Raw genomic sequence first — 20,190 nt, 5'->3', positions numbered from 1 at the left:
AACTATGCTGTACTATTTATTTGAATATTTTGACAAAACATTGGACGTTCCTGGTACAGGAGTTTTCCAGTACATCACATTTAGATCGGCTTTAGCATTTATGCTTTCATTGCTTTTGTCAACTATTTATGGTAAAAGGGTAATTAACTTTTTGCGCCGTCAGCAAGTTGGTGAAACAGTTCGCGAGCTTGGTCTTGCAGGTCAAAATGAAAAAGCAGGTACGCCAACAATGGGGGGACTAATTATCATTTTTGCCACATTGATTCCGGTTTTGTTATTCGCAAGACTGCATAACATTTATATTGTATTGCTGATTGTAACTACGTTATGGATGGGAACGATTGGATTTGTGGATGATTATATCAAAATATTCAAAAAAGATAAACAAGGATTAAAAGGGATTTTCAAAGTAATTGGTCAGGTTGGTTTAGGAATCATCGTGGGAACAGTTCTTTATTTTAATCCTGCAGTTACAGTAAGAACAGATACCGGACGTACAGATGTTTTTAGAACAGCTGCTAATACAACGGTTGTACTTCCTGCGCCAATTGAAGAGAAATCTACAGCAACAACAATTCCGTTTGTAAAAAACAACGAATTTGATTATGCTGAAGTGTTGTCTTTTATGGGGGATGGATACGAAAAATGGGCTTGGTTAATTTTTATTCCTGTAGTAATTTTTATTATCACAGCAGTTTCAAACGGAGCCAATCTAACCGATGGAATTGACGGACTCGCGGCGGGAACCTCTGCAATTTCTGTCCTCGCGCTCGGGATTTTCACGTTCGTTTCAGGAAATATCATTTTTTCGAATTATCTGAATATTATGTATATCCCCAATTCAGGAGAAATGACGGTCTTTATATCGGCCTTTGTGGGTGCATTGATTGGTTTTCTTTGGTACAATTCTTATCCGGCATCTGTTTTTATGGGGGATACTGGAAGTTTAACAATTGGTGGTATCATTGCAGTTTTAGCTATTGCAGTTCGAAAAGAAATATTGATTGTTTTATTCTGTGGAATTTTCTTAGCAGAAAGTGCTTCAGTCGTAATTCAGGTGTTTTATTTTAAATATACGAAGAAACGTTTTGGTGAAGGAAGAAGAATTTTCCTGATGGCGCCTTTGCATCATCATTACCAAAAGAAAGGATACCACGAAAGTAAAATCGTAACCCGTTTCTGGATTGTTGCTGTAATGTTAGCCATTTTATCAATCATCACCCTAAAATTAAGATAAATGAGATTAGTAGTTTTAGGTGGAGGAGAAAGCGGGGTTGGAACCGCGATCCTCGGTAAAAAGCAAGGATACGAGGTTTTTGTATCGGATTTTGGAAAGATAAAAGAGAGTTATAAAGAAGTTCTTATCATTAATAAAATTGCCTGGGAAGAGGAACAGCATACAGAAGATTTAATCCTGAATGCAGATGTGGTAATGAAAAGCCCAGGAATTCCAGAGAAATCCCCGATAGTAAAAAAGCTTATTGCGGGAGGAATAAAAGTGATTTCGGAAATTGAATTTGCAATTCCTTACACAGAAGCAATGACAATTGGAATTACGGGAAGTAATGGCAAAACCACCACCACCATGCTGACACATCATTTGCTGAAATATGCAGGATTAAATGTCGGATTGGGAGGGAACATCGGAAAAAGCTTTGCCTGGCAGGTAGCCGAAAATAAATTTGATGCCTACGTTCTTGAATTAAGCAGTTTTCAATTAGATGGAATAATAGATTACAGACCAGATATTGCGATAATCACGAATATAAGTCCGGATCATTTAGATCGATATGATTATAAATATGAAAATTATATCAATTCAAAGTTCCGAATAACGATGAACCAGACGGAAAGCGATTATCTCATTTATGATGCAGATGATGTGGCAAGTGTAGAATGGTTAAAAAACAACAAAACAAAAGCAAAATTAATTCCTTTTTCATTGACCAAATCATTTGATGAAGGGGCTTCTATAAATAACAACAAAATGGAAATAAAGATCAACCAAGAAGAGTTTACAATGGATACAGAACACATTGCGTTAGAAGGAAAACATAATATGAAAAACGCCATGGCAGCAAGCTCTGTAGCAAAGTTGATGCAAATTAGAAATGCAACGATTCGTGAAAGTTTATCTAATTTCCAAGGTGTTGAACACCGTTTAGAAAAAGTATTAAAAATACAAAACGTCCAATATATCAACGATTCAAAAGCGACAAATGTAAATGCAACTTTCTTCGCTTTAGACAGCATGAATGTACCGACAGTTTGGATTGTGGGTGGTGTTGATAAAGGAAATGATTACAACGAATTAATGTCATTGGTTCGTGAAAAAGTAAAAGCTATTATTTGTCTGGGAGTTGACAACCGTAAAATTATCGATGCATTTGGAAATGTGGTTGATATTATGGTGGAAGTAAATAATATGAGTGATGCTGTAAAAACGGCTCAAAGATTAACAGAAAAAGGTGATGCTGTTTTATTATCTCCTGCCTGCGCAAGTTTCGATTTATTCGAAAACTACGAAGACAGAGGAAGGCAATTTAAGCAAGCAGTACATAACTTGTAGAAAAAAGAGTTTCAAGTTTCATGTTTCAAGTTAGAAGAAACGTGAAACCTGAAACAAGAATAACCTGAAACGAAAGAATTATGAAAGAGCTGGTAAACAAACTAAAAGGAGATAGGGTAATATGGTCATTTGTGGCTTTATTGGCTTTGTTTTCGTTTATGCCTGTTTTTAGTGCGAGTAGTAATCTGGCGTATATAGGTCATGGAACTGGAAATACATTGGGATATTTGGTTAAGCATTTGGCTCACGTTTGTATCGGTTTCCTGATTATTTATTGGGTTCACAAAGTGCCGTATCATTATTTTAGAGCGATTTCTAAAATTGCACTTCCTGTAGTTTGGTTATTGTTGCTTTATACTTTGTTGAAAGGAACTGTAATTGCAGGAGCAAATGCAAGTCGTTGGATTCAGGTGCCGTTCATTGGAATTACGTTTCAAACTTCGACTTTAGCGGCAAGCGTATTATTTATTTACGTTGCACGTTATTTGTCGAAAACCAAAGAAGAAAACGAACCTTTTCAAACTTCGTTTATTCAGCTTTGGATTCCGGTTTTTATCACTTTGGCTTTAATATTACCAGCCAACTTTTCGACAACTGCGTTGATTTTTGCAATGGTAATGATGTTGACATTTATTGGTAAATACCCATTAAAATATATCGCTTTTATTATTGGTTCGGGAATTGCAATGTTGGCGTTTTTCCTTTTGGTAGCAAAAGCATTTCCGGATTCAAGATTTTTTAGCAGGGTTTCAACATGGGAAAGTCGTATAATGAACTTTACCACAGATAAACCAGATGAAGATGATTATCAAATTGAAAAAGCAAAAATCGCAATTGCATCTGGAAGACTTGGCGGATTAGGGCCAGGTAAAAGTGTACAGAAAAACTTTTTACCACAATCATCTTCCGATTTTATTTATGCGATTGTGGTAGAAGAATATGGTTTAGTTGGAGGAGTTGCAATATTAGTTTTGTATCTGTTATTGTTATTCCGTTTTGTAGTTGCTTCGCATAAAGCCAATACATTATTTGGAAAACTAGTAGTCGTCGGGCTCGGATTTCCGATGATATTTCAGGCCATGATTAATATGGCTGTTGCAGTAGAATTATTGCCGGTAACAGGACAAACGCTTCCGTTGATAAGTTCTGGAGGTAGTTCGATCTGGATGACTTGTTTTTCTCTAGGAATCATAATTAGTGTCACTAAGAAAGAAGAAGAAATCGCAGAAGAGAAAGAAGAAAAAGCAAAACGAAAAGAAGCTTTACAGCGATTAATCGATAAAGAATTGGCAGAAGAAGATTTAGTTGCAGAAGAAATATATGCAGATGAGCCAGTGTATTCGATAGAAGACAATTCAAGAAATCCGATGAATGCGGTTTTAAACAAATAAAGTTAAAATATAAAAGTTTTTTAAAAAGTTCTAATTTTTAGAAAGATGACAAAGTATAAATTCATACTTAGCGGAGGAGGAACAGGAGGACACATTTATCCTGCAATTGCTATTGCAAATGAATTGAAATTACAATTTCCAGATGCTGAATTTCTTTTTGTAGGTGCGAGAGATAAAATGGAAATGCAGAAAGTGCCTCAGGCAGGTTATGAAATAAAAGGTCTTTGGATTGCTGGTTTACAGCGAAAACTGACTTTACAAAACTTAATGTTTCCGCTTAAACTGGCAAGCAGTTTATTGGAATCAAAAAGAATAATTAAAAAATTTAAACCGAATGTTGTAATTGGAACGGGCGGTTTTGCAAGCGGTCCATTATTGCAAGCAGCAGGTTCGGCAGGAATTCCGACTGTGGTTCAAGAGCAAAACTCATTTCCTGGAATAACCAATAAATTGCTAAGTAAAAAAGCCAATGCAATTTGCGTAGCATACCAAAATTTGGAACGTTTTTTTCCAAAAGAGAAAATTGTTTTAACTGGAAATCCGGTTCGTCAGGATTTAATTGATATTGAAAGCAAACGTGATGAAGCAATTGCTTTTTATGGATTAGATCCAAACAAAAAAACATTATTGGTTCTTGGAGGAAGTTTAGGAGCGCGAAGAATCAATCAATTAATTGAAAAAGAATTGCAAAATTTCCTTTCGCAAGACGTTCAGGTAATCTGGCAATGTGGAAAGTTGTATTTTGAGGATTATAAAAAATACAATCAGTCCAATGTAAAAGTGGTTGATTTTATTGAAAGAATGGATTTTGTTTATGCAGCATCAGATGTGATAATTTCACGAGCAGGAGCTTCTTCAGTATCAGAATTATGTATTGTTGGAAAACCGGTGATTTTTATTCCGTCTCCGAATGTGGCTGAGGATCATCAAACTAAAAATGCGCAGGCAATTGTTGATGCTAAAGGCGCGATTTTGTTGAAAGAATCTGAGTTAGACAGCGAGTTTAGCATTGTTTTTGAAGCGCTGCTGAAAGATTCTGGAAAACAGAAACAACTAAGTGATAATATTAAAAAACTGGCAAGACCAAAAGCTACACAGGATATTGTAGCAGAAATTGTTAAGTTAATTAAAAAATAAAATAAGTAAGGCTAAAGCAAATTAGAATGAATTTAAATCAAATACAGAACGTTTATTTTATTGGTATCGGAGGAATCGGAATGAGTGCCTTGGCTCGTTATTTCAAGTTTATTGGGAAACAAGTTTCAGGTTACGATAAAACGCCTTCTATGCTGACTAATGAATTGATTGAAAGCGGTATTGATATTCATTTTGAGGACGATATAAACTTAATTCCAAAAGAGTATTATGTGGAGAATACGTTGGTGATTTATACACCTGCAGTTCCAAAAACACATTCAGAGTGGAATTATTTTATAGAAAGACATTACGAGGTTAAAAAACGTGCCGAAGTTCTTGGAATTATAAGTAAAGATACTTTCTGTTTTGCCGTTGCGGGAACGCACGGAAAAACAACTACCTCTAGTATTTTGGGACATATTTTGTTTCAAAGTGGTGCAGATGTAACAGCTTTTATTGGAGGAATTGTAGAAAATTACAATTCCAACTTAATCGGAAGCGGGAAAACGGTAACAGTGGTAGAAGCAGATGAATTTGACAGATCATTTCTGCATTTGCGTCCGGATATCGCTTGTGTGACTTCTATGGATGCAGATCATTTGGATATCTATGGAACAAGTGATGCAATTGAGGCGTCATTTAGAGAATTTGCTTCAAAAGTAGAAGATAAAAATAATCTCTTCATTACAAAAGAATTGCCTTTAGAGGGAGTTCAGTGTGCTGTAAATGAAGACGCTGTTTATAAGGCTTTTAATATTCGCATTGAAGATGGGGCTTATGTTTTTGATGTGCAGACGCCATCAGAAATTATGAAGGATTTGCGTTTTGGATTGCCTGGAAGACACAATTTAATGAATGGATTGATGGCTATTGCAATGGCTAAGACATTCGGCACCCCGACCGATTCTATTGCAAAAGCCATTGCTTCATTCAACGGAATTAGAAGACGTTTTTCGTATCAGATTAAGAGCGAAAATTTAGTATATATTGATGATTATGCGCATCATCCAACAGAAATAAATGCTGTTCATCAGGCAGTTAGAGAATTGTATCCAGGGCGTAAAGTTTTAGCCATTTTTCAGCCGCATTTATTCAGCAGAACAAGAGATTTTGTGGATGGATTTGCAGAAAGCTTATCAAAATTTGATGAAGTGTTTTTGATGGATATTTACCCAGCCAGAGAGCTTCCGATGGAAGGAGTAACTTCTGAGTGGCTTTTGGGTAAAATGACAAATTCGAACAAAAAAATTGTTGCAAAAGAAGATTTATTGGGTGAAATCAAAGCCAGCGATGCACCTATTATTGTAACAATTGGAGCTGGTGATCTGGGAGAAATGGTTCCGTCAATTAAAAGGGTTTTAAATGAAAATATTTAATTGGGCAAATATTCGATTAGTACTAATTTTCGGACTGGTTTTGTTTCTATATTCCTTCGCACAACATCGAAATGGCGATCGAAAACTGAAAAAATCAATGGTCGTTTTTGTAGGAGAAAATACGCTTTTTGTGAAGCCGGAGACGGTTAATAAATTGTTGATAGAAAATAAAAGAGACGCTTCCAGTATTAGAAAAGATGAAGTAGATTTGAATAAGATTGAGAAAACCCTCGATACACAAGAGATGATTGAAAAGTCAAACGTTTTTGTAAGTATCGATGGAGTTCTAAAAGCAGTAGTAAAACAGAAGACGCCCATAGCAAGAGTTTATGACGGCGGCGCTTCTTTTTATATTGATTACGAGGGTAATAAAATGCCTTTGTCTGACAATTTCACTGCGAGAGTTCCTCTTGTTTCAGGGGCAATTAATGAAAAAAATAACGAAGATTTAGCCGCTTTATTTCGCACAATTTACGACGATGCGTTTTTGAAAAAAAACATCATTGCAATCGAGATTATGCCGAATGGAAGCTTAAAAATGTTTAATCGTAACTATGATTACTTCATAGATTTTGGCAGAACGATGAATGTTGATAAGAAATTTAGAAACTATAAAGCTTTTTTTCAGAAAGCAGTTTTAGATAGTTCGTTATACAAATACAAAAAAATTGACCTTAGGTTTACGGAACAAGTAGTTTGCACTAAATAATAGAAAATGGAAAAAGATAATATTGCAGTAGGTCTAGATATTGGAACAACCAAAATCGTTGCCATGATTGGCAAGAAAAATGAGTATGGTAAGTTGGAGATTTTGGGCATTGGTAAATCCAAAAGTTTGGGTGTTGCCAGAGGAGTAGTAAACAACATTACGCAGACGATTCAATCGATTCAGCAGGCGATAATCGAAGCAGAAAATAATTCAGGTTACAAAATTAAAGATGTAGTCGTGGGTATTGCCGGACAACATATCAGAAGTATTCAGCATACGGATTACATCAGTAGAAATAATCCTGAAGAGGTAATTGGTGAAAATGACATTCAGCTTCTAATCGATCAGGTAAATAAACTGGCGATGTTACCGGGAGAAGAAATTATTCACGTTTTACCACAAGAATTTAAAATCGACGGGCAGTCTGAAATTAAAGAGCCTATCGGAATGTACGGCGGAAGATTAGAATCTAGTTTTCACGTTGTAGTGGGGCAGGCATCATCTATCAGAAATGTTGGAAGATGTATTCAGAGTTCAGGAATTGAATTGTCTGGGTTGACATTAGAGCCATTAGCTTCGGCAGATGCTGTTTTAAGTCAGGAAGAAAAAGAAGCAGGTGTGGCGCTTATCGATATTGGTGGCGGTACAACAGATTTGGCTATTTTCAAAGATGGTATCATTCGTCATACAGCTGTAATTCCTTTTGGAGGAAACGTAATTACAGATGACATCAAAGAGGGATGTTCTATTATTGAAAAACAAGCAGAGCTTTTAAAAGTCAAATTCGGATCTGCCTGGCCGGGAGAAAATAAAGACAATGAGATTGTTTCTATTCCTGGATTAAGAGGAAGAGAACCAAAAGAAATTTCATTAAAAAATCTTTCTAAAATTATCCATGCACGAGTGGTGGAAATTGTAGAGCAGGTTTTTGCAGAAATAAAAGCATACGGTCACGAAGATCCTCGCAAAAAACTGATTGCAGGTATTGTATTAACAGGTGGAGGTGCACAATTAAAGCACATCAAACAATTGGTCGAATACATTACAGGAATGGATACCAGAATTGGATATCCAAACGAACATTTGGCAGGAAACTCTGGAGAAGAAATCTCTAGTCCTTTATTTGCAACAGCGGTTGGATTGGTAATGAACAGTATCGAAAACAGTTCGCAAAGCGCTGTTAGGCTGGAAATGGTTAATGAGCAGCCAAAAGTTGTTTACAGAAATGCACCAACTCCAGTACAGCGATACGAAGTAGAAGAAAACTACGTTGACAAAGTAGAAGCTATTGAAGAAACAAGAGAACCAGTAGCTCAAAGAGTTTCCAGAGACGAGTCTACCGAAACCAAAATAAGAAGATCATTTTTTGATCGATATGTCGATAAAATCAAAGAATTTTTAGACAACGCGGAATAATTAGAATAACAAGAAGAAGGAAATTACTTTCTGGCCCCAAGTCAAGAAGTAAAAAATGTACTTAATAAGAATTTCAAAAAACCAAAAAGATGATGAGCAACTCAGAATTTGGAAGTATTTCATTTGATTTACCAAAAAACCAATCAAATGTAATCAAAGTCATAGGTGTTGGTGGAGGCGGAAGTAACGCAATCAACCACATGTTTAAACAAGGTATTAAAGGCGTAGATTTTATCGTTTGTAATACCGATTCACAAGCGCTTCAAAATAGTTCAGTACCAAATAAAATCCAATTAGGAGTTAATTTAACTGAAGGATTAGGAGCGGGAGCAAACCCGGACGTTGGACAGCAATCTGCTATTGAAAGTATTTCTGATATTGAAAAAATGTTGGATAGAAATACTAAGATGGTATTTATTACTGCTGGTATGGGTGGAGGAACCGGAACAGGTGCGGCTCCGGTAATTGCTCAATTAGCAAAAGAAAGAGAAATATTAACAGTTGGTATCGTGACCATTCCGTTTCAATTTGAAGGGAAAGTACGTCAGGAGCAGGCAATTATTGGAATTGAGAAGCTGCGTAAGCAAGTCGATTCTTTAATTGTAATCAACAATAATAAATTAAGAGAAGTATACGGAAATCTTGGTTTTAAAGCAGGATTCTCTAAAGCGGATGAAGTTTTAGCAACAGCCTCCAGAGGTATTGCTGAAGTAATTACCCACCATTATACTCAAAACATCGATTTACGTGATGCAAAAACTGTTTTGTCAAACAGTGGTACTGCTATCATGGGATCTTCTGTGGCAGAAGGTGAAAACAGAGCAAAAGACGCGATCGTTTCTGCTTTAGATTCTCCTTTGTTAAACGACAATAAAATTACAGGCGCCAAAAACGTATTGTTGCTTATCGTTTCTGGAACTCACGAGATTACTCTTGATGAAATCGGAGAAATCAACGATCACATTCAGGCTGAAGCAGGTTACAATGCTAATATTATCATGGGGGTTGGTGAAGACGAAACTCTTGGTGAAGCTATTGCTGTAACTATTATTGCTACAGGTTTTGATGTTGAACAACAAAATGAAATCGTAAATACAGAACCTAAAAAAATAATTCATACGTTAGAAGATGAACAGAGAAGTGTTCATAATTTAACAAACAAACCGATTTCCTCTTTCGACTTAACAGTGGATACGCCAACTACAAAAGTAGAGGATAAGGTTGTTTTTGATTTGGTAGACGACGATGAAACATTTACTCCAACTGCTCCAACTGCTGTTGCTCCAGCAATTAATCAGGAAGAGTTGGTTGTAATGTCTGAGTTTATCAAAAATCTGGATGTAACTTTCGAGATTGTTTCGCCAATTACAGATATTGATTTTACAATTTCAACTCCTGAAAAACCAGCTGTTCAGCAAGTGCAACATCAGCCAATTCAACAGCAACCAGTACAGCAACAAAGAGTATTTGAAAGAGAAGAACAAACTACTTTTTCTTTTGATCTTCCTTTGTTTAAACAAGAGCCTGTAAAAAGAGAACCAGTTATTGAGGATAACAGAGTTTTGTTCGAATTGACAAACGAAACTCGTGAGATAAAAGTAAATGATCCGGTACAATTTGTACCTGTAACAGAAGTTGCCGAAAACGGAATCATTAAATATTCTCTTGAAGAATACATGGAAGTGGAGAATGATTTGATGGCTTCTAAACCAGTTGAAAAAGTGGTGGAAGATGTAGTTCCTGAAGAATTGAACATTACTTTAAAAGCAAGACCTGACTTTGCAAGTCAGCCTGATTTCTCTACAACTTCTGAAGTTTCTCCGTTAGAATTAACAATTGAAGAAACACTTCGTTTAAGAGCGGAGGAAAGAAGAAAGAAACTAAAGGAATTTAATTATAAATTCCATAATAATGTTTCCAGAATTGATGAGTTGGAAAAAGAGCCAGCTTACAAAAGATTAGGAATTGATTTGTCAAATTCACAATCGAATAATACAAATTCCAGAATCTCTGTTGGGACAGATAGCAACAATGATTTACAATTACGTTCAAACAATTCCTTTTTGCACGATAACGTAGATTAATTTTTAGCATCATAATACTAGATGACCCGAAAATTGGATTTAATTTTCGGGTTATTTTTTTTATCTTCGCACAGAATTTCAAAATTTGACTTTTAAAATAGTATTTTAAAAACAATATTGTCTCCCTGAGCGAAGTCTAAGGACTTCTTATTGGAAAAAGGCTTCGACTTCGCTCAGCCTGACAAACTATATTATTAGTTGAAATAACAAATTATTATATCAATTTATAAGCACTGCTTATTTAAATAAAACATAAAGATGAGTTTACAAACACAAATCATGGACGAGATCAAAACGGCCATGAAAGCAAAAGATACAGTAGCATTAGAAGCTTTAAGAGCAGTGAAGTCTGAATTATTATTAGCTTCAACTGCTTCAGGTTCTAAAGAAGATTTATCAGAAGATGAAGAAATTAAATTACTTCAAAGATTGGTTAAAACCCGTAAAGAAAGCGCAAGAATCTTTACAGAGCAAAATCGTCCTGACTTAGCTGAACCAGAATTGGCTCAGGTGGCAGTAATTGAGAAGTTTTTACCGGCTCAATTAAGCGAAGAAGAAGTAGAAGCTGTAATCGCAAAAATCATTGCTGAAACAGGAGCTTCCGGAATTGCTTCAATGGGTAAAGTGATGGGATTAGCATCTGCTCAATTGGGCGGAACTGCTGAAGGAAAAACCATTTCTACAATTGTAAAGAAATTACTTTCGTAAATATAATTTTAGATTTTAGAGTTCAGATTTTAGATTGAATCTGAATTCTAAAATCATAAATCTAAAATAAAACTGACCGCGTAGTTCAACTGGATAGAATATCAGATTTCGGCTCTGAGGGTTGGGGGTTCGAACCCCTCCGCGGTCACAAAATAAAAAACCTATTTCGAGATGAAATAGGTTTTTTTATGTTTTTTTAATCTATTTAATGAGTTTTAATTTATAAATATAAGCGATTCACAAATCCCATGAAGTTGACGTAATGGGATTTGAACCATTTAAGTCGAATAAATTCAACCTCATCTTTTTAATTTGGTTGTGTGTAAATCCATTTATTATTCTCCTTTTTAATCAAAATAGCACCGTTGTAACCACTTTGAGTTCCATATTCTAAACCAGTAAGCAATTCAACAACAACTACTCCGTTTTGTTTTTCATCATCGAAACATACTCGTGAAAACTTAAGAATTTTATATTCTTGATCTGCAACAATTTTTACTTCAGAAATTTCAGACTGACTATATGGTTTTCTTAATTTGATTTTTGTCTTATCAAAATCCCTATAACCTAGTTCCTTAAAACGATTTGAATTTACAATTCCATAAAATACTATTGAATCAGATTTTGAAAATTGATTATTTTTAAACATCCACAAGTTGTCTTCTTTTTCTTGTACAATTGGAATAAGCGCATCGGAGAGATAAACACTTATATTTAATGAATCAATATTCGGTTTATAGACTTTAACATGATCAATTGAATCGGGAACATCCAATAATTTATTTAAGTCTTTTTTAATTAAAAAGTCGTTACTAATATCTTCAATTGCTTTTAATTCTTCATTTTCGTATGAATAATTATTCTTACAACCCTGTAAAGCAATAACTAATAAAAAAACTAATAGAAATTTGTTCATTTTTTATTGGATTTTGTACTAAGCTAATATAAATAAAAAAGATTTTATTAATTACAAATCAATCATACTTCATTTAAAATCTTCAAATACTCTAAAATGTGGTTCGAATTCTGTACCGTCAAGGTCACAAAAGAAAAAGTCTGAGGATTTAATTCTTCAGGCTTTTTTTGATTAAAAAATACATTCATAACTTTGCCATCAATATTAGTTTATACAGTCACGAGTCTTTAGTTAAAACGATATCATAGATCCAAAAACATGACAAAAGAAGAATCTATTAAAGAGTATTACTTTAGAGTAAATAAAAGTATAGATTATATTAAAGACAATCTTCATGAAGAACTTTCTTTAGAAAAATTGGCTGTTCTTTCCAATTTTTCGAAATTTCATTTTCATAGAATTTTTAAGTCAGTTACAGGAGTAACAATTAATGAGTTTATCAAAAATGCAAAGATTGAAAGAGCTCTATTTTTCTTAATGAACAATCCTTCCAAGACGATTAGTGAAATAGCTATTGAATGTGGTTTCTTAAGTATTTCGTCATTTTCAAGAGCTTTTCGTGAAGTGAAACAGTTAACGCCTAGTGAATGGCGAAAGCATCATAAAAATAGCAATATTGGTATAAAAGATAGCAATATTGGAAAAATGCAGTTCGAAATCGAAAACTACCTTGCGCTCAAGTTAAATAATTTAAAAAATATTGAAATGAGTGAAATTGTAAAACTTGATTTTGAAATCAAAAAAATGGAGGAATTTAATGTTATTTATATCAGAAACCTCAATATCCACAATCATGATAGTAAAACATTTGGTAAAATGTTTGAGCAACTTTTCAGCTGGGCTACTCCCAGAAATTTAGTTAATTTTCCTGAAACCAAAGCACTAACTGTATATAGAAGCAATGCTAATTTATCTGGAATGCTTCAGGCAGATGTCTGTTTGTCTGTTCCTGATACTATAGTCGGAGAAGGGATAATTGGTAGTACCCAAATAAGCGGTGGATTATATGCCGTTTTTCATAAAGAAGCACCAATGTCTGAATGTTTTAAAACGTGGAATTATATTTACGAAGTGTGGTTTGAAGAAAATGGTTATCAGCCTGATAATAGAAATTTCTTTTTAAGTCATTTAAATGATCCTAAATTACATCCCGAAAATCATCATATTATAGATATTTATATACCAATAAAATTGCTTTGATAATTCTAAAGTGTACTAACTAAATTCAAATTTAATGAAGTTTTCATTTATTGTCTCATTTTCTTTTACAGGTAATGGTTTGCAATTTAATTTTAGAATAAATTATTTTTAAAAATTATATAGAGGTATTTAAACTAAGGTCTTACTGAAATATGAATAGATATTAGATTAAATCTACATTTAAAATCCTTACATCTTCCAACAAACTGTTCGAATTCTGTACCGTCAAAGTCACTAAAAAGGTCTATTTCTGCTTGAAATAGACCTTTTAGTTATGTTGAAAATTTGGTGTTTAAATCTTTAGTCTAATGATAATTTACTTCTCAAAATAAATTTCATAACCAGAATCTGTCTTTTTTAGATTAACTTTCAGTTTCTTTTTTAGTTCGATAATTCCATTATTGTCAAATTCATATTTGGTTTCATAAAGGAAATTATAAATTAAGCCTTTTTTGATTTCATTATTTTTCTTAACTATACTTAAATGAAATTCAATATTTTCAATTTGTGTTATTAAGTCGCTATACTTTCTGATTTCAGTAACCTCATCCGAATTAAGTTTTAATTCATCTTCATTTAGATCAATGCAGCCATTGGAAAGTAAAGTTTGATATGTTATTTCAGCTGCCAATGCAATACCAAAATCGCATATATTATTTGAAAGCAGATAGTACTTTTTTTTATCGTAATTTAATAATGACAGTATTTCGTTCAAGTTTTTAATAAGTTTTTCTCCATCCACATAATCGCTATATCTCTGCAGTTTTATTTTTTTTGATTGATCTTCAATTTTCAGATTTAAAATATAACTATCTTGGGTTTCCTCGATATTCAAAATGGAGAAATCTGGCTTTTTTTCTAATAAACTAAAAGACTTGTCTAAAATTTCATAATAATCTTTCCCTTCAGAAATACAATCTGGAATATCGAAAAAGTATTCATTTTCATTCAAGATGTCTTGTATTTTTTTCAAGCCATTGAAGTAGTATTTATTATTTATGAATTCTAGCTTATTTACATCTATATAATAATCTATTTTATTTTGAAGGACTAATGGTTTATTCTCGGAATCTAAATCGACTAAAATAATGTCCTCTTTTCCTTCTTCTACAAATAAAACACTGTAACGTTGATTGACCGCAAAAGGAATTATTTTAGAATAGTTTAGAACTGGAAACATATACCTTTCAATGTATTCCTCAATTTCTTTTAGGATATGGTAAGGATTATCGAAATTATCTCCTTGGCTAATAGTATAATTGATTATTTGAAATGCTCCATAATGTGGAATTTCAAATTCAATGTTTTTAGCATTTCTTATTTGATGTTCAAATATTTTTCTAATGAAACCAGGAATTTCTCTTTTGGTCTTTCTTTCAAAGACAGCTAAGTCTTTGTATTTATCTTTTATTGAGAAAATAATTTTTAGAGACTTAATAAAGATAACGAATGCTCCATACACAATTAGTAAAATGCCTAAATATTCCCAAAACACACTTTTATTATTCTTAATTTCATTAGTAAGATTTTTGCAGGCATTGCCTACAACAAAATCGTTTGGGTTATTTTTTAGGATGCTTATTTCTACTGTTTGTCCTTCAAATTTTTTGTTTGAAGTAATGGATTGCTGATAATTTTTATGATTATAAGTATAGCTGATCTTATGTACGAAAGACGTTTGCTGTTGTTTGAAGGAATCAATTTTAGCAGATAGAACAGCACCATTTTGACAAAAATTATCATAAGCAACAATATTTTTGTCTTGAGAATCGGCTCCTTTATTTGAGTTGTATAATTTAAGACCGAAAACCAGAGCTAGTATGCCAATAAAAATATTAATTAAGTTTTGCTTCATATTTGAATACCTTTGACTTTACCTGTTTGAAAATTATTGGTTTTATTATCTAATTATTTTCAAATAAGAAGTATAAACATTATCGCCAAGAGTAGTTCGCATATAATATACGTTTTCGTCTTTTTCGGTTAAGTCAAACTGAATTAAACCAGCGTCACAATAATAATAGAGTAAGTTATCATCGGCGGGAAATTCAATGTTTGAAACAGGAAGCGTTGTTAATTTGGTTTCGAATACTGTTTCTCCGTTAAAGTCTAACTGGAAAAGTTTTTTCTTTTTAGTGTAACCCCAAATGTTATTAACTTCTTCGGTAATGTATTCAACATTATCATCTTTAAAATCTACTTTCCATAGTTGTGTTCCTGCTTTTGAATCGATGGCGTAAACCGAACTCACTTGTGAACCCTGAGCGCCAATAAAGATTTTTTTGTCTTTATATAAGATGCGTTCCTTCACATTATTTTGATTTTCATCAAACTTGAACTGCCATACAATATCTAATTTATCAGGACTTAAGGCATAAAGAATATTTTTTTCATTCGCTACAAATATACTTTCGCCATCCGTTATTGGTTTTCCTGTTATATTTTCCTCGAAAGTTTTTTGACTAAGTACTTTTCCAGTTTTTGCGTCAAAACCATAAAGGTTGGTTGCACTTGGAAGAAAAATTTTGCCGTTGAAGAAAAGTGGCTGAATGTCGTTTTGTGCCGTATCTAGTTTGTAATTCCATGCTAAACTGCCGTCTTTTATATCAAGAGCGTAAAGATTGCTGCTTTGGTTTTGGTTTTGAGCTGTTATGAATAATTTTCCGTCATTTACAATTGGCGTTTGATCTTTAAGCACAATCTGATCTGTACTATTTCCTAATCTTGATTTCCAGAAAACATCACCGCTTTGATTGTCTATTGCGAAAATTTCACCATTAATAAACGGAACATAAAGAACACCATTATTCAGGGTTACTTTATTAGCACACATTTCGGTATAGGCATCGGTTGCTTTTACAGTCCAATTGATAGATTCAGTTTCCAGATCAAATGAAAAAAGAGAACCGTCATAATCATAAATCAGAATTGATGTTTCGTCTAATGGAACTTTTTTTATTGAACGTATGGCTTTATTTGTGACCATTTCAACAGGAGATAGACTAGCATTAGAAGTATTAGTTTTGCCAGTTTTTGAAGTCGCCGGAGCCTGTCCAAATATATTTATAACACTAAATATAAATAAAAGAGCTATTAGATTTTTTTTCATTTTTAAGATTTGGGTTTATTTTTTTACTGTGATGAAATCAATAAGTAAATCAATGATAACGTCAAATATAGTGAAAAAATATATTAAGGTTTTGAAGCAATAAGTTCAACAAATTGTCAAATTAAATTGAAAAAAGAAATACTCTGAAAGAAAAATATTAAAAGTGGATTAAAATAATGGCGTTATGGCACGACAAAGTATTTCATTAGCTACTCAAAATGATGAATGGTTAAAGAACAGGTAATTTCAATAATTGGGAGACAAATTTTCAAATGAAAATTTTAATAAATATCTAGATATAGAGTTTTTATTTCTCAGATCGTTTTTTCCTAAAATCCTTTATTATAACATAAATAGAAAACAAAAAAGTAATTGCATAAACAGCTGCCAATGCAGGTTTTTCAAATTGCATGGTCTTAAAGTCAAATTGTTTATACAAGGCAACACCTACAATGATTGCCACAATCCTTAATACGAATATTGGAGCATTATTTTTATTTTGCATATTGAAGAGGATTAAAGGTTTCTACATTTAATTTCTTTACTCAATAAACTGAAGTTTATTAATAATGGAGTAAAAACTACCGGAAGTGAAAAAACAGGAATAAGCGCAGCAATAGAGTCTTTTAATCCTTTTGAAGTAATTAAATAAATCGAGACAGCAAGAGCTACTATAAAAACAACTCCAAAGCCGATTGCAATGCCTTTTAACAAATTTCTTGTTTTTATCAGTTTTGCATCTGTGAAATTTTCATAAATATTTTTATTCATGTTATTTGTAATTGATTAATAGTGTAAGCGAATATAAAAAAATATACGAAAAATGTATTTGTTTTTTCTGATTTGCTTTAGAAATGCTAAATCTAATTTTTAATAAAAAAAAATTAGATGATTGTGTTTTTTAATTAAACTGTTTGATATTTTCCTACTTTAGCGAAACAGAGATCAACAAAGTGCTCTGCTTTTTATCAAATTAGAACTATGCTGTTTCTCCTTTTAATTGGAATTGTATTTCTCTTTATAATTATCTTCAGGATTATTGAGCCTGTATATTTGATGTTTTTCAATAAACCATTATTTATATTTTGGCATCCTGTTTTGAAGAAATTGGATCCGGAAGATAAAACGTTGCTGAGGCGCGAATTTTCGTATTATTCTAATCTGTCTGTTAAAAAGAAAAGATATTTTGAACATCGTGTAGAAAGTTTTATTGAGTATTATAATTTTAAAGGAAAAGGAATTCAGGTTACTCGGGAAATGAAACTAATTATTGCCGGAACTTACGTAATGCTCACTTTTGGGATGCGAAATTACCTGCTTCAGTTATTTGAAAATATTGTTATTTATCCTTCGGTATATTATTCTACGATTAATCAGGATTATCATAAAGGAGAATATAATCCCAGAATGAAAACGGTTGTTTTTTCCTGGGAAGATTTTTTGAGTGGACACGAAACAAAAGATAACATCAATCTTGGATTACACGAATTTACACATGTGCTTCATTTTCATTCCAAAAAAAGCTCTTATCCCGGAGCCATTATTTTCCATGATGAATTTACCGAAATCGAAAAATATTTTGACCAGGAAGAGTTAACGAATAAACTTAAAGAAAAGGAGTATTTCAGAGAGTACGCTTACACTAATAAATTCGAATTTCTGGCAGTAATTCTCGAACATTTTTTTGAAACCCCGGAAATCTTTAAAAGGGAATTTCCGGAGTTATATCTAAATGTAAAAACAATGATCAATTTTAAAGAAGAAGTTTAAAGCAGGTATTTGTTCTTTAGAAAAATTCCGGAAACCTATTTTGTGTTCTGTAAAAAATTATCGATGTAATTTACTACCAGTGATATATTTTGGTGCTGAGGAGCATGCCCTGTTTGCGGCAGTAAAATTAACTGTGATGTTGGAAGCTGTTTGGTCAGCGGATACCAATTTTCTACTGCAAAACTTGTATCATGATCTCCGGAAATTATTAATATTGGTGTTTTAGTTGTTTTTAGTTTATCTCTGTAGTTTTCCTTGTCTTCGGCAGCATTTTCTCCTCCTGCAAAATACAATTGAAAGACTTCCATAGTTGACGGGATTTTAGAAACATCAATTCTTTGGGAAATTCGTTCATGAGAAGCTTTTGCCGCTTTTACACTTTCGTCAGATTCAGGTTCGAAGAAAAGGATCACTTCATCATTAAAATCATTTACAGGCTTTAAAGCATGATCCAGAAAAGATTGTTCTAAAGGCACAACTCTTTTTCCAATAGGACCTGTTCCCAATAAAATAGTATGTGAAACCAATTCCGGATATTGGTGCATTGCTGCTTGTGTAACCAATCCGCCGTAAGACCAGCCCATGAAAATGGCTTTTTCAATTTTCAGAAAATCAGCCAAATCTTTTACATCTTTTGCAACTTCTTTGACATCGGTTGGCAGTTTTCCAGTCGAATATCCAATTCCCGAATAATCGAAAGTAATAACCTGATGTTTTTCGGTCAGAAGATCCAAAAATAAGGGATCCCAAGTATCAAGTGTTCCTCTAAAGCGATTAATTAAAATAATTGGATGTCCTTCGCCAATGGATCTATAGGCAATTTTTCGATCTGAAAATACTGCATACTGTGTTTCAGAATTTACAGCGTTTATTTTTGATGTGCTCATTATTTTAAAATTTGAATTAATAATGAAATAAGAAACAATTTTAATGCCTTTGAAAAAAATAATTAAAATCAGGCTTTGGCAGCATACGTAGCTAATTCTTCTGGTTTTATTTCGCTAAAAAGATAAGTTTTAACGAAATATAGAAACTCAGAGTTCGATTGTATCACCGATTTTCGGTAAGAAAAGATTCAGATCTGCTTTTCGAAATTCGTCTAAAGCTTTTTGATGATCCATTTTAATAAAGCCAAAAGTATCATAATGAACTCCCAGAATTTTATCAACTTCAACCAGTTTTGAAGCTTCAACTGCTTCTTCAATTCCCATTGTAAGTCCGTCACCAATTGGGAAAACAGCAAAATCCAGTTTAGTAAATTTCAGAATAAACTGCATGTCAAAAGTCAGGGCCGTATCGCCGCTGTAATAGAAATTTCCGTCTGGAGTTGTCAACACAAAACCGCAGGCAATACCGCCGTAACTGCCATCCATAAAACTACTCGGATGTTGGGCGATAACACATTTTACGGTTCCAAAATCAAAGCTGAATTTTCCACCCGGATTTATGGGGTGCGCATTTTCGATTCCTTTTTTTAAGAGCCAGTTGTAGATTTCAAAATTTCCGAGCACTTTGGCACCTGTGTTTTTGGCAATTCTTTCAACATCCAGAATATGATCGTAATGGGCATGTGAAATAAAGATATAATCGGCTTTTATATCGTCAACATTAATATCTTTTGCTAATTCGTTGGGAGTGACAAAAGGGTCGAAGAGCAGGTGTTTTCCGTTTGCAAAAACCGAAAAACACGAATGACCGTAATACGTTACTTTCATAAAAATATAGTTTTAGGATTAATAAGTTGCTGATTTATAATTCAATAAAGATACCAATAAAAAATGCGCAGTAAGTTTTTACCGCGCATT

18 protein-coding genes and 1 tRNA gene are annotated in these 20,190 nt (G+C 33.2%); 12 read left to right on the top strand and 7 right to left on the bottom strand.

Annotated elements, in window-relative coordinates; genetic code table 11:
• Positions 1-4 precede the first annotated feature (4 nt).
• The 10 genes from mraY to ACFS3A_RS15270 all read left to right on the top strand — a co-directional run bounded on the left by mraY (position 5) and on the right by ACFS3A_RS15270 (position 11,538).
• Positions 5-1,237 carry a phospho-N-acetylmuramoyl-pentapeptide-transferase gene (mraY, locus tag ACFS3A_RS15315; protein WP_109191947.1) on the top strand — a complete coding sequence of 411 codons (1,233 nt, stop codon included), beginning with the start codon at positions 5-7 and terminating at the stop codon, positions 1,235-1,237.
• The gene (gene murD, locus ACFS3A_RS15310) at positions 1,238-2,569 is read left to right on the top strand and encodes a UDP-N-acetylmuramoyl-L-alanine--D-glutamate ligase (protein ID WP_379826441.1); all 1,332 of its coding nucleotides are present in this window, start codon (positions 1,238-1,240) and stop codon (positions 2,567-2,569) included.
• 80 nt (positions 2,570-2,649) lie between these two features.
• Entirely contained in the window at positions 2,650-3,960 is a 1,311-nt protein-coding gene (locus tag ACFS3A_RS15305) for an FtsW/RodA/SpoVE family cell cycle protein (protein ID WP_379826440.1), read from the top strand.
• Between the two features lie 45 nt (positions 3,961-4,005).
• On the top strand, positions 4,006-5,097 hold the full coding sequence (gene murG, locus ACFS3A_RS15300) for an undecaprenyldiphospho-muramoylpentapeptide beta-N-acetylglucosaminyltransferase (protein WP_379826439.1): 1,092 nt from the start codon (positions 4,006-4,008) through the stop codon (positions 5,095-5,097).
• A gap of 26 nt (positions 5,098-5,123) precedes the next feature.
• Positions 5,124-6,473, top strand: coding sequence for a UDP-N-acetylmuramate--L-alanine ligase (gene murC / locus ACFS3A_RS15295; protein WP_379826438.1), 1,350 nt, complete (start codon positions 5,124-5,126; stop codon positions 6,471-6,473).
• Positions 6,460-7,182, top strand: a complete 723-nt coding sequence (locus tag ACFS3A_RS15290) for a cell division protein FtsQ/DivIB (RefSeq protein WP_379826437.1) — start codon at positions 6,460-6,462, stop codon at positions 7,180-7,182. The genes murC and ACFS3A_RS15290 overlap by 14 nt, the downstream gene beginning before the upstream one ends.
• A 6-nt stretch (positions 7,183-7,188) precedes the next feature.
• Entirely contained in the window at positions 7,189-8,598 is a 1,410-nt protein-coding gene (ftsA, locus tag ACFS3A_RS15285) for a cell division protein FtsA (RefSeq protein ID WP_379826436.1), read from the top strand.
• An 89-nt stretch (positions 8,599-8,687) separates the two neighbouring features.
• Positions 8,688-10,682, top strand: a complete 1,995-nt coding sequence (gene ftsZ, locus ACFS3A_RS15280) for a cell division protein FtsZ (protein ID WP_379826435.1) — start codon at positions 8,688-8,690, stop codon at positions 10,680-10,682.
• Positions 10,683-10,940: 258 nt separating this feature from the next.
• On the top strand, positions 10,941-11,390 hold the full coding sequence (locus ACFS3A_RS15275; protein WP_198854339.1) for a GatB/YqeY domain-containing protein: 450 nt from the start codon (positions 10,941-10,943) through the stop codon (positions 11,388-11,390).
• A gap of 74 nt (positions 11,391-11,464) precedes the next feature.
• A tRNA-Arg gene (locus ACFS3A_RS15270) sits at positions 11,465-11,538 on the top strand.
• Positions 11,539-11,697: 159 nt separating this feature from the next.
• Here ACFS3A_RS15270 and ACFS3A_RS15265 read toward each other — a convergent pair.
• The gene (locus ACFS3A_RS15265) at positions 11,698-12,306 is read right to left on the bottom strand and encodes a hypothetical protein (RefSeq protein ID WP_379826434.1); all 609 of its coding nucleotides are present in this window, start codon (positions 12,304-12,306) and stop codon (positions 11,698-11,700) included.
• Between the two features lie 258 nt (positions 12,307-12,564).
• Here ACFS3A_RS15265 and ACFS3A_RS15260 point away from each other — a divergent pair, with 258 nt between their 5' ends.
• Complete coding sequence (locus ACFS3A_RS15260) at positions 12,565-13,506, top strand: AraC family transcriptional regulator (protein WP_379826433.1); 942 nt, start codon at positions 12,565-12,567, stop codon at positions 13,504-13,506.
• Positions 13,507-13,822: 316 nt separating this feature from the next.
• Here ACFS3A_RS15260 and ACFS3A_RS15255 read toward each other — a convergent pair whose 3' ends face one another.
• The 4 genes from ACFS3A_RS15255 to ACFS3A_RS15240 all read right to left on the bottom strand — a co-directional run bounded on the left by ACFS3A_RS15255 (position 13,823) and on the right by ACFS3A_RS15240 (position 17,386).
• Positions 13,823-15,361, bottom strand: coding sequence for a hypothetical protein (locus ACFS3A_RS15255; RefSeq protein WP_379826432.1), 1,539 nt, complete (start codon positions 15,359-15,361; stop codon positions 13,823-13,825).
• A gap of 45 nt (positions 15,362-15,406) precedes the next feature.
• A complete protein-coding gene (locus ACFS3A_RS15250) occupies positions 15,407-16,615 on the bottom strand; it encodes an outer membrane protein assembly factor BamB family protein (protein ID WP_379826431.1) in 1,209 nt (402 codons plus the stop codon).
• Positions 16,616-16,922: 307 nt separating this feature from the next.
• Positions 16,923-17,120, bottom strand: coding sequence for a hypothetical protein (locus tag ACFS3A_RS15245; protein WP_379826430.1), 198 nt, complete (start codon positions 17,118-17,120; stop codon positions 16,923-16,925).
• Between the two features lie 11 nt (positions 17,121-17,131).
• The gene (locus tag ACFS3A_RS15240) at positions 17,132-17,386 is read right to left on the bottom strand and encodes a hypothetical protein (RefSeq protein ID WP_379826429.1); all 255 of its coding nucleotides are present in this window, start codon (positions 17,384-17,386) and stop codon (positions 17,132-17,134) included.
• 210 nt (positions 17,387-17,596) lie between these two features.
• On the opposite strand from ACFS3A_RS15240, the gene ACFS3A_RS15235 reads away from it, so the two are divergent.
• Positions 17,597-18,385 carry a zinc-dependent peptidase gene (locus ACFS3A_RS15235; RefSeq protein WP_379826428.1) on the top strand — a complete coding sequence of 263 codons (789 nt, stop codon included), beginning with the start codon at positions 17,597-17,599 and terminating at the stop codon, positions 18,383-18,385.
• Positions 18,386-18,420: 35 nt separating this feature from the next.
• Here the strand turns inward: ACFS3A_RS15235 and ACFS3A_RS15230 are convergent, their stop codons facing one another.
• Positions 18,421-19,272: an alpha/beta fold hydrolase gene (locus ACFS3A_RS15230; RefSeq protein WP_379826427.1), complete on the bottom strand. Its 852-nt coding sequence runs from the start codon at positions 19,270-19,272 to the stop codon at positions 18,421-18,423.
• Between the two features lie 147 nt (positions 19,273-19,419).
• On the bottom strand, positions 19,420-20,100 hold the full coding sequence (locus tag ACFS3A_RS15225; protein ID WP_379826426.1) for a metal-dependent hydrolase: 681 nt from the start codon (positions 20,098-20,100) through the stop codon (positions 19,420-19,422).
• Positions 20,101-20,190 lie beyond the last annotated feature (90 nt).

This window comes from Flavobacterium notoginsengisoli, assembly GCF_042686225.1.
Taxonomy (GTDB): domain Bacteria; phylum Bacteroidota; class Bacteroidia; order Flavobacteriales; family Flavobacteriaceae; genus Flavobacterium; species Flavobacterium notoginsengisoli.
The sequence above is the reverse complement of the archived record's forward strand: the minus strand, read 5'-3'. Positions and strand labels throughout refer to the sequence as shown.